This window comes from Tumebacillus sp. BK434, assembly GCF_004340785.1.
GTDB lineage: Bacteria > Bacillota > Bacilli > Tumebacillales > Tumebacillaceae > Tumebacillus_A.
On sequence record NZ_SLXS01000001.1, the window covers coordinates 763,311 to 788,431 of the forward strand.

The window sequence follows — 25,121 nt, forward strand, 5'->3', positions numbered from 1 at the left end:
AGGTTTAAAATTCCTGCCGATAGCGACGCTGTGCCCCGAGAAAACAAGGCACGGCCAGCAGCGTCAGCAGCATCAGCAGGCCAAATACGAGCGGCCCTTGGCCAAAACCGAACCAGCCGAGCAACAGTCCCCCCGCCCACGGGCCGAAGCTTTGGCCGAGGAATGGAAAACCGCCCGCTCCGAAATACGCCCCGCGCAGATGTTCCGGGGCGATCTGGCCGATGATCACGTCGCCGATGATGAAGCAGAGGATCTCGCCGATCGTCATCACGACCATCGAGAGGATCAAAAGCACCACGCTGTCAAACAAGCCCAAGCCCCACAGCCCTGCTGCAAACAGCACGCCACCCGTCGTGAGCGCCGTGATCGCCGACCATTTCTTGGTCAGCCGGATCACCGGATATTGGAGCAGCACCACCGAGATCGTGTTGGTGAGCAGCAGATACGTATAGATCTTCACCCCGTCCACGAATCCGGGGGCGCTGCCGAGGTATTGGGCCAGCGTGGTTTCGATGTGGGCATAGGCGGAGTAGACAAACAGATTGCCGAGCAGGATGAGGCCAAACACTTTGTCTTTCGCGACGACTTTGACCGTCTCAGCCAATGAGACCTGCTCCCCGCTGCCCGCTTTCTTGGGTTCGCCGTACAACTTCCATAATACGACTACCCCCACCCCGTATAGTGCATAGATGCCGGCCGTGATCAACAGCGGCAGCGTCGACTGCGCGCTGCCGAGCATCACCCCGGCCAGCGGACCGAGCGCCGCCCCGAGGTTGATCGCAAAGTAGCGGGCGTTAAACACGCCAAGCTGCGCGTCGCTTGGCGTGATGTCGGTCAACAGCGCCCGCGCGGTCGGCTCAAACACGTTTCGGCCAAGCCCGGACAAGGCGCTCAAGAGCAGAAACGCCCACACCGCATCGGCCACCGCAAACAGAGCAAACACCCCTGCCCAGCCCAGCATCGACACCACCATCACCGGGTAGCGCCCCACGCGGTCGGACAGCGTGCCGCCAAAAAAGGAAGCGAGCGTGCCGACCAGGAAGCTCGTCGCGAGGATCGTCCCGATCAGCTCCGGACTCAGTCCTTTCACTTCATGCAGATAGATCGCCAGATAGGGCATCGTCATATAAAAGCCAGCCCGAGCAAAAAACGTCCCGATAATCACGCCCCAGGCCACCGGATGGAACCGCGAAATAATTTTTTCCAACATTTCCATTTACCCCTTCCCAAATATACCTATGTGGGGTATAGTATATCACAGAAGCACAGTTCAGACTTCTCAGTTGTTGCGCTCTTGTCTTCTCAATTCCTAAGAGATAAGCGAGGCGGTTGTCATGCCTTATTTGAAATTTGAATTGCCGAACAGTAAAATTCGCATCCTGCATCTTGACCCGATGAAATCGGATGTCCTGCATACGCATCACGATGAATATCAGATCTCCATCCCCTTGGCCGGCGCTCCTTTCGTCGAGATGAACCGCTCGGAAGTGGTGCATATCACCCACTATCAGCGCCTCGTCACGATGCCGGAGACGACGCATCGCCATTATACGGAACGGCAGCCGGCGAAGCTGCTGCTGCTCGATGTGAAAGAGAAATTTCTGCAAAAAGTGCTCCGCGAGCGTCTGCACTGCGAGCCCGGCCCGATCGAGTTCGACCCGGTGGGCGAAGGTTCGTCCGACGGTTTCCGCAAGATCGCCGACGGGCTGCTCCGCCAGTCGATGCTCGGCGAGACCGATGCCTTGCAGCTGGCCGAGTGGGAGCTGGAGCTGGTCAACCTGCTCTTGTCACTGCACCCCGGCTCCCACCACAATCTGTGGCTGTCCAGCGTGCCGGGCGAGATGCACCCGGCGCTGCAAAAAGTCCTCGAGTACATCCATGACACCTATGCGGAAGAAGTCTGCCTCGACTATTTGGCCGATATCTCCGGCATCTCCAAGTTCCATCTGATCCGCCTGTTCCGCGAAACGATCGGCCAGACGCCGAGCCAATACGTCAACGAAGTGCGCCTGACCCGCGCTGTCGAGATGCTGACCGCCACCGACCGCGAAGTGACCGACGTGGCGCTCGACGCCGGGTTTGGCAGTTTGAGCACGTTCCACCGGGCGTTTAAGAAAAAGTATGGCATCAGCGCCGGCCAATATCGTAAAATCCGCTAACGATTGATCGACGGGGAAAATAACAAGAACCGCACAGCCGACGCTGTGCGGTTCTTGTTTTATGGCAGTGCCACGCTGTGCAACGTGTGAAAGCGTTTGGTCAGGTCGGTCAGATCCAGCCAGAACTCGCCGTTTTCCATTTCTTTGGATTCGAGTTTGCCGGTGAAAAACGCTTTGTTGTACTTACGGCCGTAACGGCCCCACGGGTTGCGAAGTTTGATTTCTTTCACCCCGCCGTTGTCCCGGTAGCCGAGCACCGCGTAGGCATGGCGCCCGACAAGGCCTTTCGCCACCTCTTCGCCGCCGCTGTGGCCTTTGCTGAAGATGCCTTTTTTCGGTGAGGCGATCTTTTCGTTGGAGGAGATCGCCATCGGATGCCCGTTGTCTACCCCGTGCTTGATGCTGTTATACGTATCGAGCTGCGTCTGTGAATACTTCCCGGTGCCCCGCTTCCCGGAATAGTGACCGGAGCCTTCAATATAAGTTCGAAACAGCTTGGCCGTCGGTTTACTGACGCCCGATTTGATCAGGAACGCTTCGATTTCCTCCGGATAGACGTGGTTTTGATCTTTGTGCAGCTTTTCGATACCGGTCATCAGATCCGGCTTCATCACTTCAATCTGCTGCGTCGCATTTAAGGTCTTGAGAAACGGGCCGTACATCAGCAGCGCCCCCTGCTTGGCGATGTCATCATAGGTCTGCACCGTTCGCGTGGTACCGGCATGGCCGGTCAAATGCTCATAGGCGATCCAGGCAAAACCGCCGGCGATCTGTTCGACCGTGTTCTCTTTCAGCGGTACCCGTTCCTCCGACGTGCCGTAATAGCCGGCCGCCGCATACGCTTTTTCCAGCATTTGCACCCAGAGCGAGCCTTGCGCGTGTTCGTCTCTTTTGTCAGCGCCCTTGTTGCGCCTGACCACCGATTTTTCAAGGGTGATTTCGCGCGCGGTAAATGTCTTGGCGCCATTTTTCGACTCCACGTCGTACAGTTTGACGGTGACAGTGCCATTGCCATTGTCGCGCATCATGTCGGTGATCAGCTGCGGCGATTTGTTGACCAGCCCGAGCACGGCTGCCAGCAGGTAACAATCCCCGATATACCCTTGCTTTACATCTTCCGGCTTCGGCGGATGCGGAAACAGCGGATGAACCTCCCCGCCATCTTCCGGCTTCTCATAGTAGAGCTCCGCATCTTGCTTCATGGTGTTAAAATACGCCACGGCGGTGCGCAGCACATACCCCTCTTTGAACGACAGATAGTTCTTCGATCCGATCATCTCGGCGCTGGGACGCACTTTGTAGAAATCGTCCGCCTTTAAGCCAGATGGGCCGGTCGCCGATTCTTCGTATTCGCAGAGATAGCCTTTTTTCGCCACGCCGATCGTATTGCCGGTCTCGTCCAGAATGCGTTCGTTGGTGGAGAAGAACCCGCCGTGCACCTTATCGCTGACTTCCTTCTTTTTCGAAAGTTCAGGATTTGCCACGCGCTCCTCCGGCAGGCTCGGCACCAGCGTCCCGGAACCGTCCATCTCTTTCCACTCCACGCCTATTTTGCGCAACAAATCGTTGAGTGCACTGGCGCGTTTCGCCCAGAGATTCAGCACTTCCGGTTGTGCAGAGGCGCCTGCTGCTAAGAATTCTTGCTGCCATTTTGAGATATGGGGGTTAAGTTCCAGCAGAAGCTGCTCCCGCTTGCCGCTAGCGGCAGGCTGGAGCTTGGAATACGCATCGGCAAGCGCGCAAATACGCCCCCAGGTGCCCTTTTCAGCAGCATCCGGCAGGCCTGACCAAGTCGTCCACGCAGCAGGCACGCGCTGGATCGGCATCTGGTTTTGTATAAATTGTGCGGTCTTCTGGTTGCCCGCACTTCGCTGCATCTGTAACAGCAATTGCTGGGCGCCGGAAGCCTGTTGAAGCTGGGCAGAAGATGAAACGGGCCGCGCTTGGCTGCTCGGCCCCGATCCTTTCGGTACAGTTGTGCGCATCACGGTCAACCTCATTGAATTAATGGTATTTTGCAATTTAATTATACCATGTGCGGACGAAGTTAGCGAACGATTAAAACGGGCAGTTTGGCGTAGTGCAGGACTTTTGCCGAAACGCTGCCGAGCAGCACCGATTCCACGACGCCATGCCCTTCTGCGCCGAGCACGAGCAGATCGTAACCGCCCGCTTCCGCTTCTTTGAGAATTACGTCGGACGGCACGCCCAGCTTGGTGAGATGCGCGACGCGCTCTTGGTGCGGAAACTGCTCGACCGCACGGGTGGCCGGGGTGATCTCCGGGTTCGCGCTGTCCCCCGCGTTCAAGTCGTAGTCGAACTGATAGCCGACCGGAGCGTACGCCGCGACAACCGATGCGGCGAGCGGCTGGTGAGCGTACAGGAAGGTGATCTTCGCTTCCGGCAGCGCGTCGTGCATCTCTTTCGCCCACTGGAGTGCTTTGTCGGATGCTTTAGAGCCGTCAACAGCCACGAGAATGTTTTTATACATGTGAGTTTCCTCCTCCGAAATCTGTCTCTTCGTTTCTGCCTTCATTGTACGTCTTCGCAAGGCGGCTGTAAGTCGGGAGGTTCCCTGATTTGTGGCGGGAAACACCCTGAGCGAGGATAAACAGGCAAAAAAAGACCCTCGCATCTGCGAGGGTTACGGCAAGGCGCCGATTCAATTTGGAAGATATCGGGTTAGGCTTCTTCTCTTTCACTATAAGACAGATCGACAGCCTTTTCTATCAGGGAATTCCCTGAACTTTGGCTCAGGGTGTCAGGGAAACTGCGAAGTCAGCGGATGAAACGCACATGCTGGATCAGGCCGTCTGCGATCCGGTACACCGCCACGACGTGCGACACTTCGCCCGGATCGCGTCCGGCGCGATGGGTAACGTTTTCTTCATCGAGGACATAGTTGCCCACGGCGATGCGGGAGACGAGTTTGCAGTGCAAGCCCGGGCTTTGCTCGAACATCGCCGCATAGCTTTTGTACATCTTGTCCCAGCCTTGCATGATGATGTTGCCTTCCGCATCTTCAACGACGATGTCTTGGGCGTAGCAGGCCATGAAGGCGTCGATGTCGCGGTTGTTGTACGCTTCCAGCTGGCGCTGTGCCGGAAGGGTGATGTCGGTGGTGGTCATACGTGCGTCGTCATTCCTTTCGCAAGATCTTTTCCAGTTCGATCTCGTCTTGAATTATGATGCCGTCGTTGCCGATCCGCGGGATCTGCGGCTTGATCTCCCGCGCTTTCTCGACCGCGTTGCGGTAGATCTGCACGAGGTCGTAGCCGCGCTTTTGATAGAAGCGGAGCGCGTGCAGGTTGTCGTTGGTCGTGATCAGCCAGACGCGGCGGACGCTTTGTTCGCTCGCCGCCGCTTCTGCTGCTCCGATCAGCGCGCTCCCGATGCCGTGGCCTTCGCGCAGCGAATCCAGCGAAACGATTTCCAGCTCGTCCGCTGTGCGGTGAAAGGTGATCAGTCCCACCGGTACCTGCTCTTGCCAGGCGACGAAGCCGGGCAGCTCATCCAGCTGATGAATGCCTTGCGAGTAGACCATCTGCGGGCTGCCCCAGTGTTCGATCAGAAAGTCGCGGAGCCAGGAGCGGTCGGCCGGCTCCAGCGCGCGGATTTGCACGTTGTGCATCGTGATGACTCCTCTCGGTTACGGTTGGTCAGGCAGCAATCTCCATTCGTTCGCCACATGCGCCTGCACATCCTGCTCGCGGAAGTACATCTGCTTATACGTACCGTTCAGCCATAGTTCGCTTTGGTCTTTGTAATGGTCGCTGCCCAGTTGGCCGGATGCGCCCATCTCCATCACGTCCTGCGCCCCAGCAGGGTCGGCCATGTCGATCGTGAAGCGCCATGGCGCACCCCAGCCGGTTTGGAACGGGTTGTCGATCCGGGAGTAAGCGGCGGCGTTGACCGTGACATGACTGCCGCCGTACGGATGCGGGCCGTCGTTGAACAGCAGATCGAGCGGTTTGAGATCCCCGAAGGCATGACGGAAGGTCAACTGATGCACATCCCCCCACGTCCACTTGGCCGGATCATCGCCCATGCGCTCCTGCAGAAACTCAACCGCTGCCCTGAACCCTTTTTCGATCGCCTGCTCTTTCGTCAGGCCGCTGCCTGCCAGCCACTTTGGCTGCGCATCGAGCATCAGAGTGTCAAAAGCGTTGACCGACAGCCCGGTCGCCACATATTCGTAGAACAGGTCTGCGCCGAGCTGCGGCTCGTAGACCGCCTCGATCGTTTTGTTCAGCATGGCGTGGTAGATCGCCGGCCCGGCCTGATCGGGCAGGTCGGACGGGTCTTGCGCCCACGTTTTCAACAGTTGCAAAGCGGTGCGCTCCGCTTCGTTCCACGTTCCCTTTTCCAAGGCGGGCAGCCAGACCGGCACGTTTTGCAGCGCTTGCAAGTTCTTCCAGTCGAGCTGCATCTGCTGCATGTCGGACAAGGTCAGCTGGTCTTTAGCTTCGATCATATCTTCGATGCGCTGGGCGCGGTACGGTGCGGCCCACTCGTAGGTGATAAACGGGCTGTCGGCACCGTCGGCGGTGATCTTGTTGTTCGCCGTCGCGAGGTAGCCCTGCTCCGGGTTGAACGCATGCGGCAGGTCGTCCCACGCCACGTAGGAGCTCCATTCGTACTCGTCGCTCCAGCCCGGCACGGGGAGGAGCCCGTCCCCTTTTTTGCGCACGGGAATCTTGCCGGCCAGCTGGTAGGCGATGTTTCCGTCCACGTCCGCATAGACGACGTTTTGCGCGGGGGCGCTGAAATTCTGCAACGCTTGTTCGAACTGCTGCCAGTTCTGCGCTTTGTTCATGGCGAGCATGGCGCTGATCTCGCCGTGGAATTCATGGGCGCTCCATTTCAGCGCCAGGCGGTCGGTGACCGGGATGCCTTCCACGATGTCGGTGATGATCGGGCCTTGGCGGGTGATGATGTTGTCGAACGGCACCGGGTCGCCGTCTTTGACTTGGATTACCTCCTGGATCACTTCTGCCTCTTCATACTTGCCGTTGTAGAGGAACTGATGCGGGTTGTCCGGGTTCGGCTTCTGGATGTACAAGTCCTGCACGTCCGGGTAGACGTTGGTGAAGCCCCAGGCGAGCTTGTCGTTGTGGCCGACGATCACGCCCGGCACGCCCGGAAAGATCGCACCGGAAACGTTGTAGAGGCCGGGAGCGACGAGATGGTTTTGATAAAAGACGGAGGGCGCCTGCAAGGACAGATGCATGTCATTGGCGAGCAGCGGTTTGCCGGACTGGCTTTTGCTGCCGGACACCACCCAGTTGTTGCTGCCGAGGCTTTCTCCGGGGATGCCCAACTCGTCGCGCAGCCCTGCTTTGGCTCGGTGCAGCTCTGCCACCGCTTCCGGCGCGATGGAGACAGCGGCAGCGTCTGCCGCTTGCTGAGCCCGGTCTGTCGTCTCTTTGAGCACGCGCGCATCCTGCGGCGCGTATTCGGCGATCAGGGACAGGGCTTTTTCCATGCCCACTTGGTTCCCCGCAGCGGCGAGAAACAGCTCTGTGAACATGTTGCCGCCAAGATCCCAGGCCATCATTTTCGAGATGCCAAGCGAATCTTCGATCGTCCACGGCTCCGGGTCGATCGAGAAGACGTCATATTCAAAAGGCAGATCCGCTCGTTGGAGGAAGGCGTTGACGCCGTCGGCATACGCCTGCAGGTTCTGTCGGGTCGCAGCGTCGATCTGCTCGGCCGCCCGTTTGGCGGCGCGGTGCATGCCGAGCGTGCGGTAGAAGCGGTCGGTGGAGACGAGGTCGGCGCCAAACACTTCGGCCAGGCGGCCGGAGACGCCGCGGCGGGACAGCTCCATCTGCCACAGCCGGTCTTGGGCGTGCGCATAGCCTTGCGCAAACATCAGGTCATGTTCCGTTTCGGCGTAGATGTGAGCGACGCCGTAGTCGTCGCGGGAGATGCGCACCGGCTGCTCGACAGCGGTGAAGGCTTCCCCGTCGAGGTCGGCGAGCGAGTCATGGACATACCAGTACCCGCCCCCGCCGGCGGCGAGTGTCAGCCCAAGCAGGGCGGAAAGCGACGTGATCAGGATTTTTTTCAGCACGTGCGGTGGCTCCTTTCAATCGAACAGAAGATGGGAAGCTGTGCGCATCGGCACAGCTTCTCATCGAGGATGATCAAATTACTTGTCTGCTGCAACGGTCGTGTCTTGCAAGAGAGCGGTGATCGTCGCGGCCAGCTGCGCTGTGTTCGGCGGCTGTACCAAGGTATAGTGATCGCCCGGCACGCAGCGCAGTACAATTTCGCCTGCCAACTGCTGCCATTCGGCTGCGGCCGTGTCGGGCAGGCTGCCCGCTTCGGCGCGCAGCAGCGCAAGCGGCACCGGCGACGGTGCGGGCGCATAGTGGTAGAGCGCCGTGATGTTGGCACAATAGACGCGGAACAGACGCTCCATGTCGGCCAGCTCGAACGTTTCCGGCAGGGCGCGGCGGGCGCGTGCTGCGGTGAGCGCCTCGCGCAGGATCTCTTCTGCGGTCAGCAGTTCGCTGCCCGTGAAGGACTCTGTCGCTTCCTGCGGTGCCAAACGTCCGGCGAGATCGCGGACAAAACCGAGCGCGAGATCGCTCTCATCAGGCTCGCTCAAGCCGGCCGCTCCCGCTTGCGGCAGCCGGGTGTCGAGCAGCAGCACGCGCTCGACCGCTTGGCCGCTTTGAATCAGCTGTGCGGCCATCTCGTAGGCGACCGCTCCGCCAAACGACCAGCCGGCCAGCAGGTACGGACCTTGCGGCCGTTCCGCCCGCAGCGCCTGCACGTACTGGGCGGCCATCGCCCGGATGTCGGTCAGCGGCTCGCTGCCCGGCTCCAGACCGGCAGCTTGCAGCGCATAGACCGGGCGGCCCGGCAAAGCGGCGGCGAGATCGAGGTAGCTGAAGGCGTTCCCGCTGACGGCGTGGACGAGGCACAGCGGCGTTGCCCCAGCCGTTCCTTCCTGCAGTTTCACGAGCGGTGAGCGGTCGGCGCGCAAGGCTGGCTCTTCATGGCGCAGCAGTCCTGCCATCCCTTCGACCGTCGGGCGGTAGAAGAGACTGGACATCGGCAGTCGCTGTCCGAAACGGCGTTCCGCTTCTGACAGCAGGCGCACGGCGAGCAGCGAGTGTCCGCCCAATTGGAAGAAGTCGTCTTGCAGGCCGACGCGCGCGTGGCCGAGCACGTCTTGCCACAGCGTCGCCAGCTCCCACTCCAGCGCGTCGCGCGGCGGAAGGTAAGCTGCGGCGTCTGCACGCTGTGCCGGTTCGGGCAAGGCGCGGCGGTCGATCTTGCCATTCGGGTTGAGCGGCCATTGTTCGACTTCGACAAAGGCGGACGGCACCATCGGCCCTGGCAGCACAGCTTGCAGATGACTGCGCAGTGCGACCGCCGTCACTGGACGTGCCGCCAGGAAGTAGGCGATCAGACGCTTGTGGCCCTGTTCGTCCGTGCGGACGAGGCAAATGCTCTCCGCGACGGACGGATGCTTTGTCAAAGCGGCTTCGACTTCCCCGAGCTCGATGCGGAACCCGCGGATCTTGACCTGATTGTCGACGCGGCCGAGGAACTCGATGTTGCCGTCCGGCAGGTAGCGCGCCAGGTCGCCCGTCTTGTACAGGCGCGCGTCCGGTTCCGCGGAGAACGGATGCGCGATGAAGCGCTCCGCTTGCAGCTCAGGCTGCTTGCGGTAGCCGCGGGCGAGGCCGATGCCGCCGATGTGCACTTCGCCGTAGACGCCGACCGGCACCGGGTGCAGGTGGCGGTCGAGCAGGTAGACGGTCGTGTTTTGCACCGGGCGGCCGATCGGCGTGATGCGGTCGCTGACGTGCTGCGGATCGAACACATAGCGTTCGGACGCGATGCTCGCTTCGGTCGGGCCGTAGCCATTGATGATCGTCACGCCGGGGATCAGCGCGTGCAGCTCGGCGAGCAGACGTTCGCGGATCGGTTCGACGCCGACGATCAGACGGCGCAAAGAGCTCGGGTTGCCGGCAGCAAGCCAGGCTGCGAATTCCTTGAGCACAAATGGCGGCACGTACGCGCTGTGAATCTCGTTTTCTGCCAGCCAGCAGAAGAATCCGGCGCTGTCGGTGCGCACCGCTTCCGGCACGATGCGCACAGCTGCGCCGTGCACAAGCGCCGTGAAGATCTCCAGCACGGAGACGTCAAACCCGACGCTGGTCCAGACGGAGCAGTTGTCGCCCCGGCGTACCGCCTGTTGCTGCTGGAAGTCGGCGAGCAGGTTGATCGGGCCGGTGTGGATGCACTCGACGCCTTTCGGTTTGCCGGTCGTGCCGGACGTGTACAGGATGTAGAACAGATCCTGCGGCGTGTTCACAAGCGGCGGGTTGTCCTCCCGCTCCTGCCGGAACGCATCGCCGTCGAGCAGAACGATCTCTGCTGCCGTGTCTGCGATGAGCGGGAGCAGGTGCTGTTCGGTGACGATCAGCAGCGGTTCTGCATCGTCGAGCATCAGTTGCAGGCGTTCCTGCGGCTGCGTGCTGTCGAGCGGGATGTACGCCGCTCCTGCCTTCAAGATCCCCAGCATGCCGATGATCATCTGTGGCGAACGCTCGGTGCACAGCCCGATCACCGTGTCCCGACCGGCCCCTTTGCCGCGCAGATGGTGCGCGAGGCGGTTGGCTTGACGGTTCAGCTCTTCATAAGTCAGCGCAGTCTCTTCATGCACCACGGCCAGCGCCTGCGGGGTGCGGAGCACCTGCTCTTCGAAGAGCTGCTGGGCGGTGCGGTCCTCCGGGTACTCCCCTGCGGTCTGGTTCCACTCGACGAGCAAAGTCTGTCGCTCCTCTGCAGACAGCAGCTCCAGATCGCCAAGCGGCGTCTGCGGCGCCGTGACGATGTGCTGCAGCAGGTTGCCGAAGTGTCCGATCAGGCGGCGGATCGTCGCGGCGTCAAACAGGTCGGTGTTATATTCAAACGCACCGTTCAGTCTGCCGTCCGCTTCTTCCATCGCAAGCGATAGTTCGAACTTGGCGGTGTGGCGCGCCAACGCGAGCTCTTCGACGGACAGCCCCGGCAGTTCCAGCGGCTGTCCGGGCAGATTTTGCAAGGCGAACATCACTTGGAACAGCGGGGTGCGGGACGGGTCGCGTTCGGTGACCACCCGCTCCACCAGCTGTTCAAACGGCAAGTCCTGATGGGCAAACGCGCCGAGCGCCGTTTCCCGCACGCGGGACAGCGCGTCCGCGAAGGACGACGACCCGGACAGGTCGGTGCGCAGGACCAGCGTGTTGATGAAGAAGCCGATGACCGGCTCCGTCTCCTTGCGCTGACGCCCGGCGACCGGCGTGCCGACCGCGATGTCATCCTGCCCGCTGTAGCGCAGAAGCAGGGTCTGGAAGGCGGTGAGCAAGGTCATGAACAGCGTGGCGTCGTGCGCGGTGCTGAGCGCTTGGAGCTGCGCGGTCAAGGCCTCGCTCAGCTCGAACGTCTCCACCGCGCCGCGGTGCGTCTGCACCGGCGGATGCGGTCGGTCGGTCGGCAACTGCAGCACGGGCAGTTCCCCGCTCAGCTTGTCCGACCAGTAGGACAGCTGACGGTGCAGCTCCTCCCCTTGCAGCCAGCTGCGCTGCCAGGCCGCATAGTCGGCATATTGCACCGCCAGTGCCGGCAGCAGAGTTTCATCGCCCTGCAAGTGGCGGCTATAGAGCAGGGACAGCTCTTCTGCCAGCAGGTGCATGGACCAGCCGTCGGAGATGATGTGGTGCATCACCATCACGAACAGGTGCTCCGCGTCGGCCGTCTGCAGCAACAGGAAGCGAACCAGCGGACCGGTCTGCAGATCGAACGGTGTTTCGGCAGCAGTCTGCGCCATCTGCACGGCCGCCTGTTCGCGCTCTGCGCTTGGAAGGTCACGCAGGTCGCGGTAGTCGAGCGCCTGTTCCAACGCGGGTGCGATCACTTGCACCGCGCTGCCTGCGCGTTCGGCGAACGTGGTGCGCAGCGTTTCGTGGCGCAGGGTGAGCAGACCGATGCTCTGCGCCAGCGCGGCGCGGTCGAGCGGCCCGCTCAGGCGCACCGCATACGGCATGTTGTACAAGGCTCCTGCCGGCAACATCTGCTCCAGCAGCCAGAGGCGCTGCTGGGCGTATGACAGCGGAAGCTCACCGTCGCGACCGACGGCCGGGATCGGCGCCCCGCCGCTCGTCGCGCCGATCTGTGCCAGCGCAGCGGCCAGCCCGGCTACCGTCGGCGCTTCAAACAGCGTGCGCAGCGGCACGTCTTTGTGCAGTTCGCTCCGCAGGCGGGAGATCACTTGCGCCGCTTTCAGCGAATGGCCGCCGAGGCGGAAGAAATGATCGGTGACACCGACCTGCTCCACGCCCAGCACCTCAGACCAGATCGCCGCGACCTGCTGTTCGAGCTGCGTGCGGGGCGCGACAAAAGCGTCTGATCCGCCGCTTGCAAAATCAGGCTCGGGCAGCGCTTTGCGGTCGATTTTGCCGTTCGGAGTGAGCGGGAACTGCTCAAGAATCTGATAAGCGGCCGGCAGCATGTACGCCGGAAGCCGGTTCTGCAACAGACGGGACACTTCCTCCACATCGGTCAGCTCCGGCGCGATCAGATACGCCGCGAGCAGCTGGCTGCCCGTGCGGTCGGCGCGGGCGGTCACTACCGCCTGACGAATCTGCGGGTGCTGCAGCAGCGCCGCTTCGATGTCGCCAAGTTCAATGCGGAAGCCGCGGATCTTGACCTGGTTGTCGAGGCGCTCCAGATAGTCAAGCGTGCCGTCCGCGAGCCAGCGCACGCTGTCCCCCGTCTTGTACAGGATGTCGCCTGCACAGTGCGGATTCGGCAGGAAGCGTTCAGCGCTCAGTTCCGGGCGGTTGAAATAGCCGCGCGCGATCCCGTGGCCGCCGAGGTACAGCTCGCCCGCAACGCCGGCCGGCACCGGCTGCAGATGAGCGTCGAGAACATAGGCGCAGGTGTTGGCGATCGGACGCCCGATCGGAATCGCACGGTCGGCTTGCTGCACGCGTTGCACGGTCGCCCAGATCGTCGCTTCTGTCGGGCCGTATAAGTTGTACAGCGGCGCTTCCAACCGCAAGAGCCGGTCAGCCAGTTCGGCCGGGAGCGCTTCCCCGCCGACGAGCATCGACAGCCCCTCGGGGTTGTTCCAGCCGGCAGCCAACAGCATCTGCCACGTCACCGGCGTCGCCTGCAGGTAGGTCGTGTGGTGTGCAGCAAGCAGGCGGGCCAGGCGGTCGCCGTCTCCTGCTGTCTCGCGGTCGGCCACCACGACGCGGGCGCCGGAGATCAGCGGCAGGTACAGTTCCAATCCGGCGATGTCAAAGGACAGCGAGGTGACGGCGCAGAGCGTGTCCGCTCCGCCAAATCCGGTCTCTTCGCGCATCGCCAGCAGGAAATTGCTCAAACTGCGGTGCTCGATCGCCACGCCTTTGGGCTGCCCTGTGGAACCGGAGGTGTAGATCACATAGGCGAGGTCGCGCTCGTCGACCGCCACATCCGGATTGTCCGTTCGGCCGCTCGCCTGCCATTCGGTGCCGTCCAGCTCGATCACGCGGGCGCGATGAGCAGGCAAGACGCCTTGCAGCACAGAGCTGGTGACGAGCAGCTGTGCTTGTGAATCCTCCAGCATCTGCTGCAGGCGCTCCTGCGGGTACGTTGGGTCGAGCGGCACATAGGCGCTGCCCGCCTTCAGAATGCCGAAGAGTCCGACCAGCATGTCGAGCGAACGGTCGAGGCACAGGCCGATCAGCTTGTCGCGGCCAGCCCCGGAGGCAAGCAGATGGTGTGCCAGCAGGTTCGCTTGTTCATTGAGCTGCCGATAGGTCAGGCTCTCTTCCCCGCAAACGGCGGCGATCTCCTGCGGCGTTTCGGCCGCCTGCCGTTCAAACAGGCGGTGCACCGGGATCTGGGAAGCCAGTTCCCGCCCGGTAGCGTTCCAGTCGCGCAAGAGCAGGCTGCGCTCCGCCTCGCTCAGCAGCGGCAGTGCGGATACGCGCTGCGCCGGGTCTTGCACGACTCCTTCAAGCAAGATCAGGAAATGACCGATCATGCGCTCAATGGTCGCCGCTGCAAACAGATCGGTGTTGTATTCAAACACCCCGGTCAGCGTCTCCCCCGCTTCGGTCATATACAGCGAGAGGTCAAATTTGGAGGTGTTGTGCTCGCACTCAACCGCGCTCATCGTCAAGTCCGACAGGACGAACTCGGTGACGGTCGGCATGTTTTGCAGGGCGAAGAACACCTGAAACAGCGGCGAACGGCTCAGGTCGCGCTCGATGTCCAGCTCCTCGACCAGTTTTTCAAACGGCAGATCCTGATGGGCAAAAGCGCCCAAGGTCATCTCCCGCACCTGCTGCAGCAGCTCGGCAAATGCCGGATCGTCCGTCAGGTCGGCGCGCAGCGCCAGCGTGTTCAGGAACAAGCCGACGATGCCTTCCGTGTCTTTGCGCGTGCGCCCGGCGATCGGCGTGCCGACGATGATGTCGTCTTGTCCGCTCAGGCGGGCGAGCAGCGTCTGGAACGCGCTGAGCAGCGTCATGAACAAGGTCGTGCCCTGTTCGCGGCTCAAGCGCTGCAAGCTTTGCGTCTGTGCGGAGCTGAGCGCAAAGCGCGCGGTCGCGCCGTTGTAGGTCTGGATCGCCGGACGGGGGTGGTCGGTCGGCAGCTGCAGCATCGGCAGTTCGCCGCCGAGCTGCTTTTTCCAGTAGGTAAGCTGTTTTTGCAGCTCTTCCCCCTGCATCCATTCGCGCTGCCAGACGGCAAAATCGGCGTATTGCAAAGGCAGTTCCGGCAGATCGGCCGTCCCGCCCTGCACGATGCGGCCGTAGCGGTCGGCCAGCTCTTGCGTGAAAATGCCGCGCGACCAGCCGTCAGAGATGATGTGATGCAACGTCAGCAGCAGGACGTGCTCCTGCTCGGCGGTCTGCCAGAGCCGGAAGCGCACGAGCGGGCCCGCACTCAGGTCGAACGCGGTATCCGCTTCGGCCTGCACTTGCTGGTTCAAAACGGCTTCCCGCTGTTCTGCCGGCAAACTGCGCAGATCGATGCTGTGCAGCTCGCTCCACGCGTGCGGCACGATCAGCTGGACCGGCCCGTTCTCCCCGTCCCGGAAGACGGTGCGGAACGATTCGTGGCGGGCGAGCAGACCGTTGATGCTCTGCTCCAGCGCCGGAACGTTCAACGTGCCGGCCATGCGCACCGCATACGCCATGTTGTAGGCGGTGCGCTGCGGGATCAGGCGATCGAGCACCCACATTCGCTCCTGCGCGAAGGAAAGTGGCAATTCTCCGCTGCGCGATGCGCGCGGGATCGGCATTTCCTGCGGCGCTAGTGCTGTCGCCTGCAGCGTCGCGACCTGTTCGGCCAGGGCCGCGACGGTCGGACATGCGAACAGGAGACGCAAGGGCACTTTGACGGCAAACGTCGCCGAGATGCGCGAGATCGCCTGCGTCGCCATCAGCGAATGGCCGCCGAGCGCAAAGAAGTCATCTTCGACACCGACGCGCTCCACGCGCAGCACTTCGGCAAAAATCCGGGCCACTTGCGTTTCGTGCGGCGTGCGCGGCGCGAGGTACGCTTCGTCCACAGCGCGCAGGTTGAGATCGGGCAGCGGCAGCGCGCGGCGGTCGATCTTGCCGTTTGGCGTCAGCGGGATCGCCGGCAAGCTGACGAAGACGGATGGCACCATGTAGTCGGGCAGTTCGCGGCCCATGAAGTCGCGCAGCTCCTGCTGGTCGAGCACCGCGCCTTCCTCCAGCACCACGTACGCGATCAGACGGCGGTCGCCCGTCTCGTCTTCGTGGACGGTCACCACATTTTCCTGTACCTGCTGATGGTGTCCCAAGGCCGTCTCCACTTCGCCCAGTTCCACGCGGTACCCGCGGATCTTCACCTGCGAGTCGATGCGGGTCAGGAATTCCATCCTGCCGTCGGGCAGACGGCGCGCCAGATCGCCCGTCTTGTACAGCCGGGCTCCCGGCCGCTCGGAAAACGGGTCGGGCAGATAGCGCTCGGCGGTCAAGTCCGGGCGGCCCAGGTATCCTCTGGTCACCCCTGCCCCTCCGAAATACACCTCGCCCGGCACGCCGATCGGCACAGGTTCGAGGTGGGCGTCGAGCAGGTAGACCTGCACATTGCCGATCGGATGTCCGAGCGGCACGGTCGGCGTCGTGCGCGTCTCCGGGTCCGCTTCCACGCGGTAGACCACGCCTGCGATCGTCACTTCCGTCGGGCCGTAGTGATTGATGACGAATCGGCCCGGGCCGTGCTCTTCGATCCGCTTGATCAGATCCCAGCGCAGCGTCTCGCCGCCCAACACCATGCCTTTTCGCGGCAGGACTTTTTCCGGCGCTGCCGTCATCAAGGCGGCCAGGTGCGTCGGCACGATCTTCAGCAGGTCAACCGGATGTTCGGCAAAATAGTCGGCCATCAGCCCCGGATCGGCGATGCGCTCCTGTGACAACAAGTGCAGCGTGCCGCCGCGGCACAGCGCCGGGTAGATCGCCGTGTTGCCGACGTCGGCCGCCAGGGTCGAGACGTTGCCGTAGCTGGCGTCCGCTGGCAGTTGCATGACCTCGCCAATGCCGTACAGGTAGTTGAGCAGGTTGCGGTGCTCGACCATGACTCCTTTCGGGCGGCCGGTTGAACCTGACGTGAAGATGACGTACGCCAGATGCTCCGGACGGGCGCCGCTGTGCGGATTCTCCCGGCTGTGCGAAGCCAGCTGCGCCCAGTCGCGGTCGAAGCAGAACACCTGCGCCGCCCCTGCCAGCAGCGGCAAGAGCGAACGCTCGGTCAGCACCACCGGCACGTCTGTCAGCTCCAACATGTATGCGACGCGGTCTTGAGGATACGTCGGGTCGAACGCCACGTAGGCGCCGCCCGCCTTCAGCACGGCGAGCAAGGCGATGATCATCTCCGGAGAACGTTCGAGGCAGATGCCGACGATTTTGTCCGGACCGACACCCAGCTCCCGCAGATGGTGCGCCAATTGGTTCGCCCGCTCGTTCAACTCGTGATAGCTCAAGCGCTGCGTTTCATAGACGACCGCCGTTCGCTCCGGGACGAGCGCGGCTTGCGCTTCGAACAGTTCGTGCACCAGCGGTGCGGTCGGATAATCGGCCGCGGTGTCGTTGAAGCGGTACAGCAAGTCGCGGCGCTCGGCTTGTCCGATCATCGGCAGGCGGGACAGCTGCAAGTGCGGCTCAGCCAAGATGCTCTGCAGCAGGTGTTCGAAGTGGCCGATCATCCTTTTGATCGTCGCGGCGTCGAACAGATCGGTGTTATATTCCAATGCGCCGTACAGCTCCTCACCCGCCTCGGTGAGCGTCAAGTTCAGGTCGAAGCGCGCCACCTCTTGCTGCAGATCGACCATCGACAAGGTCAACTCCGGCAATTCGAGCTGCAGATTGGACTGGTTTTGCAAGGCGAAGACCGCTTGGAACAGCGGCGAGCGGCTCAAGTCGCGCTCGTTGTGCAGCTCTTCGACCAGGCGCTCAAACGGAACGTCCTGATGCGCATAGGCGGCCAGCGCCGTTTCACGCACCCGGGACAGCAAAGCTGCAAACGAATCTGCACCTGCCGTATCGGAGCGCAACACCAGCATGTTGACGAAAAAGCCGATCATCTGCTCCGTCTCCTGGGTGCGGCGTCCGGCGATCGGTGTCCCGACCGTGAAATCTTCCTGTCCTGTGCTGCGGTACAGAAGCGTCTGGAACGCAGCCAGCAGCGTCAAAAACAGCGTCGTGCCATGCTGCCTGCTCAGCGCTTGCAAAGCTGCGCTCATGCCGTTCGGCAGTTGAAACTCTTCCCGCGCGCCGCGATACGTCTGCACCGCCGGACGCGGCCGGTCGGTCAGCAGCTGCAACACCGGAAGCTCACCGCCGAGCTGCGTCCGCCAATAGCGGAGTTGACGCTCCATCACTTCATCGGTCAGCCAGTTCCGCTGCCAAACTGCATAGTCTGCATACTGCATCCCTTGCGCGGGAATCTCGAACGGATTGCCTGTTGCAAGGTCCGCATAGCGGGCGGACAACTCGCGGATCATCAGCTCCATCGACCATCCGTCGGTGATAATGTGGTGCATGTTGAGAAGGAGAGCATGCTCGTCATCGGCCAGCCGCACGAGCAGCGTGCGCAGCAGCGGTCCACGGCCGAGGTCGAACGTCCGTCTCACCTCTTCGCTGATCAGGTGCAGGAGCGCAGTTTCCCGATCTTGTGCCGGCATGTCAGACAGATCGGCCCGCTCGAACGGAACTTGCAGCTCGGGATCGATCACTTGAACCGGCTGTCCGGAGACTTCCGCAAACCGGGTGCGCAAGATCTCATGACGATGCAACAGGCCGTTGAAGCTCTGCTCCAGCGCCGCCGCATCCAAACGCCCGGTCAGCCGCACGGCCAGCGGTACGCTGTAGACCGCGGCTTCTTCCAGCATCTGATCGATCATCCACAGGCGCTGCTGTGCAAAAGACAGCGGCAGCACGCCGCCGCGATCGACCGGCTCCATCGGCGGCAGTTGATCCAAATCTGCCGCCACCTGCCCGCGCTCCAGCGCGGCAGCCAGCTCCCGCGGCGTCGGATGTTCAAACAGCGCGCGCAGAGGAATCTCCGTTTGCAGGCGGGCGTTCAAGCGCCCCATCACCTGTGCGGCGAGCAGCGAGTGGCCGCCGATCGCAAAGAAATCATCCTCGGCACCGACGCTCGCTGCCCCCAGCACTTCGGCGAACAGTTCGGCGACGATCCGCTCGCCTTCCGTTGCCGGCTCTGCATAACCGGCCGTTTGGCTGTAATCGGGCACGGGCAGTGCGCGGCGGTCAAGCTTCAGGTTCGGCGTGAGCGGCATCGCTTCGAGCTGCACGAAAGCGGACGGCACCATGTAGGCGGGCAACTGCGATTTGGCATGCCGACGCAAGATCTCGACGTCAAGCGTACCGGACGCCGTGTAGTACGCGGCCAGCCTTCTGTCGCCCGGCTGGTCTTCGCGCAGGATGACAGCAGCGTCCGCCACCTGCGGATGACGAGCCAGCACCGCTTCAATCTCGCGCAGTTCGATGCGGAAACCGCGCAGTTTGACCTGGTCGTCGCGGCGGCCGAGGAAGTTCACCGTGCCGTCTGCCAGCCATGCGCCGAGGTCTCCCGTCTTGTACAAGCGTTCGCCCGGGCAGAGCGGATTGTCAACAAACGACGCCGCCGTCAAGTCGGGACGCTTGTAATACCCGCGCGCCACGCCTTGGCCGCCGATATAGAGTTCGCCTGCCACCCCGATCGGCTGGGGCTGCATGTTTGCATCCAAAATGTAAAACTTGGTGCCCGGCAGCGGCTTGCCGATCGGGACGTGGCCGGACAGCGGCAGGTCGAACTGCTCCCGCGTCGTCTCATACGAGCCAGAGTCGATCGTCGTCTCGGTGATGCCATACGCATTGAGAATGCGCATCTGGCTGCCGAACCGTTCCAACAGCAGGCTGTAATCGGCGGCAGCAAACGCATCCGAGCCGACGGTGAGCACCTTGACCCTGTCAAAAGGCAGTCTGTTTTGGTAGACGTACTCCATCAGCGGCATCGCAAGACCCGGCGTCAAATCGAGGCACTGCACATCACTTTGGCAGATCAGCTCATAGAGCGCAGGCAGATCCATCCGCACGTCTTCCGGGCAGATGACCAGACTGCCACCCGAAATGGACAGGCGGAGCAAGTCGCCGGCGAATACGTCAAACGACATCGAAGCGACCTGCAGCATCCGCGGACGGAAGTGCTCGTACCGATATTCGTGCAGGTAGCAGTGAGCTGCATAGAGCAGCGTGTCGTGCTGCACCATGACGCCTTTGGGAACTCCAGTCGTGCCGGAGGTGAAGATGACGTAGGCGAGATTGCCGGGCGTCGCCAGATCCTCCAGATTGCCGGACTCCTCCGCAGAAAGCAGCTCCTGCTCAACGAGGAGCACTTCTGCCTTCAGCGGCGGGAACTTCGCGAGCACGTCCGCTTCGGTCAGCAGGACGGCCAGCTCGCATTGTTCCAGCATCAGCGCGATCCGCTCTTGCGGATAGCCAGGGTCGATCGGCACATAGGCCGCACCCGCTTTTAACACCGCCAGCGCGGTCACCACCATCAGCTGCGAGCGCTGCACGCAGATGCCGACCAGCGTCTCCGGTCCCGCTCCGCACTGGCGCAGACGCCGGGCGAGCCGGTTGGCCTGCTCGTTGAGCTCGCAATACGACCACGTCCGGCCGTTCCAGTGCACCGCGACCGCATCCGGCTGCAGCTCCGCCTGCCGTTCAAACAGGTGATGCACCAACAACTCTCCCGGAACCTTCAGTTCGCCGCCGTTCCAGTCCACCAGCAAGCGCTCTGCTTCGCGGTCTGTCAGCAGTCGATACGAGCTCAGCGGTTCGTCAGGAGCTGCGGCGATTTCGCCCAGCAGGGCGGCAAAGTGCCCCGCCATACGCTCGGCGGTCGCGGTGGTGAACAGTTCGCGATTGTATTCCAGTTCGCCGCGGAGTCCGTCTGCCGTTTCGGTCAGGGTCAGCGACAGATCGAACATCGCATTTCCGTGCTCGATCTCCAGCGGCTCGACGCTCAACTCCGGCAATTCCAAACTGCTCTGCGGCGTATTTTGCAGCGCAAACATCACCTGGAACAGCGGCGAATGGTTCATGCTGCGCTCCGGCTGCAACTCTTCGACCAGCTTTTCAAACGGCACATCCTGATGCGCGAACGCTTCAAGCGCCGCCGCCTGGGCGCGTGCCGCCAGCTCTTGGAAGGTCAAGTCGGCAGACAGACCGCTGCGCAGAACCAGCGTGTTGACAAAAAAGCCGATCAGGGGCTCGATTTCCGAAAGCGTGCGTCCGGCGACAGGCGTTCCGACTGCAAAATCCTCCTGCCCGCTGTAGCGATACAGCAAAGTCTGGAAGGCGGCGAGCAGCGTGCTGTACAGCGTCGCCCCGACGCTCTGCCCGATCTTGGTCAGTTCCGCTGCAACATGTTGCGGAATGACGACCGGCACACTGCCGCCGCTGGTGCCCAGCACCGCCGGACGCGGATGGTCGGTCGGGAGCTGCAGCGGTTCCAGCCCGTGCAGCTTGTCTTTCCAGAAGCGGAGCTGCTCGTCGATCCGCTCCCCTTCCAGCCAGGTGCGCTGCCAGAGCGCATAATCGGCATATTGCACAGCAAGTTCCGGAAGCGGCGAAGGAGCATCCTGCACAGAAGCTGCATAGAGCGCGGCAAACTCCTTGACCAGCACGCCGGTCGACCAGCCGTCCGAAATGATGTGGTGCAGATTCAGCACCAGCACATGCTCTTTTGCATCGAGTTGGAGCAGGAAGCAGCGCAACAGCGGGCCGGCCGTCAAATCAAAGCCGCGCTTGGCTTCGTCACGGGCAAAGCGCAGCGCATCCTCCTCGCGCGCTTCACGGTCCTGCGCCGTCAAATCGATCACCGTCAGCGTGTTCGGCTCGTGGGGCGCGATCACCTGACGCGGCCCGTCCTCCGCTTGTTGGAACGAGGTGCGCAGGATCTCATGACGTCTGATGATCTCGTTCAAACTGCGCTCCAGCGCCGGACGGTGCAGCGCACCGGTCAGGCGCAGGCCGAAGACGATGTTGTACAGCGAGCTTCCCGGCATCATTTGGTCGATCACCCACAGCCGCTGCTGCGCGAACGACAGCGGAAGATGCTCGTCGCGGGCAGCCGGGGTGATCGGGGGCAGTTGGTCGTCCTTTTGCTCAAACAGCGCGCTTTCGATGCGCAAGGCGAGGTCGGCGATCTGCGGCGCTTCGAACAGGTGGCGCAGCTGGAACTCGATCGCGAACACATCGCGAATCCGCGAGACGACCTGGGTCGCCAACAGCGAATGCCCGCCCAGTTCAAAGAAGTTGTCGAGGATGCCGACCTGCGGCACGCCGAGCACTTCACTGTACAGTTCGGACAGCTTCTGCTCGACGCCGCTGCGCGGCGCGCGGTACTCCCCAACGCGTCCGAGCTGGTCGGCGCTGGGCAGCGGCAAGGCGCGGCGGTCAACTTTGCCGTTTGGCGTCAGCGGAATCTCGTCGACCGTCAGGAACAAGGACGGCACCATGTAATCGGGCAGCTTTTCCTTCAGGAAGCGGCGGTACTCGGCAGGCTCGGCCGTCTGGCCGGCGTGCGGCAACACATACGCGATCAGACGTTTATCCCCTTTCACAAACTCGTGCGCGAGGACGACCGTGTTGCGGACGGATCGATGGGACGCGAGCGCCACTTCGATCTCGCCAAGCTCGACGCGGACGCCGCGCACTTTGACCTGATCGTCGTTGCGGCCGAGGAACTGCACGGAGCCGTCCCGGCGGAAATAGGCGCGGTCGCCCGTCTTGTAGATGCGGGCGCCCGGTGCAAAGGGACTTGGCAGAAACGCCTTTTCGGTCAAGTCGGGACGGTTCCAGTAGCCGCGCGCCAAGCCGACGCCGCCGTAGAAGATCTCGCCGACCGCGCCGATCGGCACCGGCTGCAGATGCGCGTCGAGGATGTAGACGGTGTTGTTGTCAAACGGCTTGCCGATCGATACGATCTCCCCCTGCAGATCGGCGGCCGAGCAAAGATGCACAGTCGAGTCGATCGACACTTCGGTCGCGCCGCACAAGTTGTACAGGCGGCGTCCCGGCAAGCGTTCGAAGAACTGACCGACCAGCTCCGGGCGCAGCGCCTCGCCGCTGGAGATCACGCTGCGCAGTTTGCTGAGCTTGCCTTGTGTCTCCGCCGTGATCGCTTCGAGGAACAGGCGGAGGACGCTCGGCACGAACTGGATCAGCACCGCTTCATAGCCGATCGCCGCCGCGACCATCGCCTGCGGGTCGCGGTGCAGCCCGGGTTCGAGCAGTGCGATGCGCCCGCCGACCATCAAAGGCCAGAAGACTTCCACCGCCGAGTCGTCGAAAGTCAGGGTCGTTTTTTGCAACACGGTCTCGCCCGCCTGCAAGCGGTGCTCCTTTTGGTTCCAGACCATCCGGTTGACCCAGCCGAGGTGTTCGTTGGCGACGCCTTTTGGTTTGCCGGTCGAGCCGGACGTGTAATAGATCGAGACCAGATGGTGCGGCTGCACCTGCGACTGCGGACGTGCGGTCGGCTGTCCGGCGATCTCCGCGCGCTGCTCGTCGAGGAACACAAATGCGGTGCGCTCCGTCGGCAGGCCCGCTTTCAAGTGGGACTGCGCCAGGCATACCGCTGCCTGCGATTCTTCGAGCAGCTGGTCGATGCGATCTTGCGGCGCTTCCGGATCGACCGGCACGAACGCCCCGCCCGCTTTGAGCACGCCGAGCAGCGCGATGACCAGATCGAGCGAGCGCTCCACGCAGACGCCGACCGGAACGTCCGGGCCAACGCCGAGAGCTTGCAGATGATGGGCCAGCTGGTTGGCCTGCGCCTCCAGTTCGGAATAGGTCAGCGTCTGCTCCCCGTAGATGGCGGCGACCAGCTCCGGCGTTTGTTCCGCCTGCCGTTCAAACAGATGATGCAGGCAGATGTCCTGCGGGAAATCTGCTTCCGTGTCGTTCCAGTCGTGAAGCAGAGTGCGGCGCTCGGCGTCTGTCAACAGCGGCAAGGTGCCGATCGTCCGGGCCGGGTCTTCTGCGATGCCTTCCAGCAGCCTGGTGAAATGGCCGATCATCTGGGCGATCGTCTCCGGCGCAAACAGGTCGGTGTTGTACTCCAGCCACCCGGTCAGCCCTTCCGGCCGCTCCTGCATGGCAAGCTCCATGTCGAATTTGGCCAGACGGCTTTCAAACTCGACCGGCGAGATGGTGACACCGGGCAGCTCGATGCCGGTCGGCGTGGTGGTCTGCAGGGTAAACATCACCTGGAACAGCGGCGAGATGCTCATGTCGCGCTCCGGCTTCAGCTCTTCGACCAGTTTTTCGAACGGTACGTCGGCGTGAGCAAATGCATCGACCGCCGTTTCGCGCACCCGCTGCAACAGGTCGCAGAAGCGCGGGTTGCCGGCGAGGTCGGCGCGCAGGACGATCGTGTTGACGAACAGGCCGATCAGCTCTTCCGTCTCCGCGCTGTTGCGCCCGGCGACCGGGGTGCCGACCGCGATGTCATCCTGCCCGCTGTAGCGGTGCATCAGAATCTGAAACGCGGTGACGAGCAGCATGAACATCGTGACGCCCTGCTCCTGACCGACTTTTTTCAAGCGCTCGGCCAGCCCGTCCGGCAGCGTAAACGTCGCGGTGGCGCCATGATGGGTCTGCACCGGCGGGCGCGGGAAATCGGTCGGCAGCTGCAGCGCGGGCGGATCGTCGCCGAGCTGACCTCGCCAGAAGGCCAACTGCTGCTCCAACACGTCGCCTTGCAGCCATTCGCGCTGCCATTCGGCGTAGTCAGCATATTGAATCTCCAGCTCCGGCAGCGGCGAAGGCAGTCCGGCGCGAAACGCCTCGTACAAGGCAACAAATTCATGGACAAACACACCCATCGACCAACCGTCGGCGATGATGTGGTGCAGGGTGAGAAGGAGCACGTGCTCCTCCTCCCCGGCACAGATCAAGTGGACGCGCAGGAGTGGCCCCTTGCGCAGGTCGAACGGCTGCGCCGCTTCTGTCTCGACGTGGCGCAGCAGCGCGGCTTCGCGCTCGGCGGCCGGCATGCTGCGCAGGTCGGCGCGCAGCACCGGCACATCGAGAGTGGACGCGATCACCTGCATCGGCTGCCCTTCGACCGGCAGGAAGCGTGTGCGCAGCACTTCATGGCGCGCCACGATCTCGCCGACGCAGGCAGCGACGACCTCCGCGTCGATCTGCCCTTGCATCCGGACGGCAAACGGGATGTTGTAAGCCGAACTGCCGGGCATGAGCTGATCGAGCACCCACATTCGCTGCTGGGCGAAGGAGGCGGGAAAGACGTAGACTTCTTCGCGCTGGGCCGGCTCGAGGTGAGCCGAGTCTTCTTGGTAGTGGTTGCTCATACGTTCCCCTTCTTTCTCTCTGTCTCTCTATCTTTCTATCTTTC

At 62.5% G+C, this 25,121-nt stretch carries 8 protein-coding genes; 1 reads left to right on the forward strand and 7 read right to left on the reverse strand.

All coding sequences use genetic code 11. The features are described from left to right. Positions 1 to 4: 4 nt before the first annotated feature. Positions 5 to 1,210 carry an MDR family MFS transporter gene (locus EV586_RS02540; protein ID WP_243652899.1) on the reverse strand — a complete coding sequence of 402 codons (1,206 nt, stop codon included), beginning with the start codon at positions 1,208 to 1,210 and terminating at the stop codon, positions 5 to 7. Positions 1,211 to 1,334: 124 nt separating this feature from the next. On the opposite strand from EV586_RS02540, the gene EV586_RS02545 reads away from it, so the two are divergent. Continuing rightward, positions 1,335 to 2,159: an AraC family transcriptional regulator gene (locus EV586_RS02545; RefSeq protein WP_132943497.1), complete on the forward strand. Its 825-nt coding sequence runs from the start codon at positions 1,335 to 1,337 to the stop codon at positions 2,157 to 2,159. A gap of 59 nt (positions 2,160 to 2,218) precedes the next feature. Here EV586_RS02545 and EV586_RS02550 read toward each other — a convergent pair whose 3' ends face one another. The 6 genes from EV586_RS02550 to EV586_RS02575 all read right to left on the reverse strand — a co-directional run bounded on the left by EV586_RS02550 (position 2,219) and on the right by EV586_RS02575 (position 25,077). Next, on the reverse strand, positions 2,219 to 4,144 hold the full coding sequence (locus EV586_RS02550) for a C2 family cysteine protease (RefSeq protein ID WP_165898180.1): 1,926 nt from the start codon (positions 4,142 to 4,144) through the stop codon (positions 2,219 to 2,221). A 62-nt stretch (positions 4,145 to 4,206) separates the two neighbouring features. Further along, entirely contained in the window at positions 4,207 to 4,650 is a 444-nt protein-coding gene (locus EV586_RS02555) for a universal stress protein (protein ID WP_165898181.1), read from the reverse strand. Between the two features lie 287 nt (positions 4,651 to 4,937). Continuing rightward, positions 4,938 to 5,288 carry a nuclear transport factor 2 family protein gene (locus tag EV586_RS02560; RefSeq protein WP_132943500.1) on the reverse strand — a complete coding sequence of 117 codons (351 nt, stop codon included), beginning with the start codon at positions 5,286 to 5,288 and terminating at the stop codon, positions 4,938 to 4,940. A 10-nt stretch (positions 5,289 to 5,298) separates the two neighbouring features. Continuing rightward, a complete protein-coding gene (locus EV586_RS02565; protein ID WP_132943501.1) occupies positions 5,299 to 5,790 on the reverse strand; it encodes a GNAT family N-acetyltransferase in 492 nt (163 codons plus the stop codon). Positions 5,791 to 5,808: 18 nt separating this feature from the next. After that, positions 5,809 to 8,235, reverse strand: coding sequence for a penicillin acylase family protein (locus tag EV586_RS02570; protein WP_132943502.1), 2,427 nt, complete (start codon positions 8,233 to 8,235; stop codon positions 5,809 to 5,811). A gap of 78 nt (positions 8,236 to 8,313) precedes the next feature. Beyond that, on the reverse strand, positions 8,314 to 25,077 hold the full coding sequence (locus EV586_RS02575) for a non-ribosomal peptide synthetase (protein WP_132943503.1): 16,764 nt from the start codon (positions 25,075 to 25,077) through the stop codon (positions 8,314 to 8,316). Positions 25,078 to 25,121: the final 44 nt, after the last annotated feature.

Excerpts from the sequence above, each read along its gene's own strand:
- EV586_RS02560 (WP_132943500.1), bottom strand. The coding sequence starts at position 5,288 with ATGACCACCACCGACATCACCCTTCCGGCACAGCGCCAGCTGGAAGCG.
- EV586_RS02550 (WP_165898180.1), bottom strand. The coding sequence starts at position 4,144 with ATGCGCACAACTGTACCGAAAGGATCGGGGCCGAGCAGCCAAGCGCGG.
- EV586_RS02575 (WP_132943503.1), bottom strand. The coding sequence starts at position 25,077 with ATGAGCAACCACTACCAAGAAGACTCGGCTCACCTCGAGCCGGCCCAG.
- EV586_RS02545 (WP_132943497.1), top strand. The coding sequence starts at position 1,335 with ATGCCTTATTTGAAATTTGAATTGCCGAACAGTAAAATTCGCATCCTG.
- EV586_RS02540 (WP_243652899.1), bottom strand. The coding sequence starts at position 1,210 with ATGTTGGAAAAAATTATTTCGCGGTTCCATCCGGTGGCCTGGGGCGTG.
- EV586_RS02555 (WP_165898181.1), bottom strand. The coding sequence starts at position 4,650 with ATGTATAAAAACATTCTCGTGGCTGTTGACGGCTCTAAAGCATCCGAC.
- EV586_RS02565 (WP_132943501.1), bottom strand. The coding sequence starts at position 5,790 with ATGCACAACGTGCAAATCCGCGCGCTGGAGCCGGCCGACCGCTCCTGG.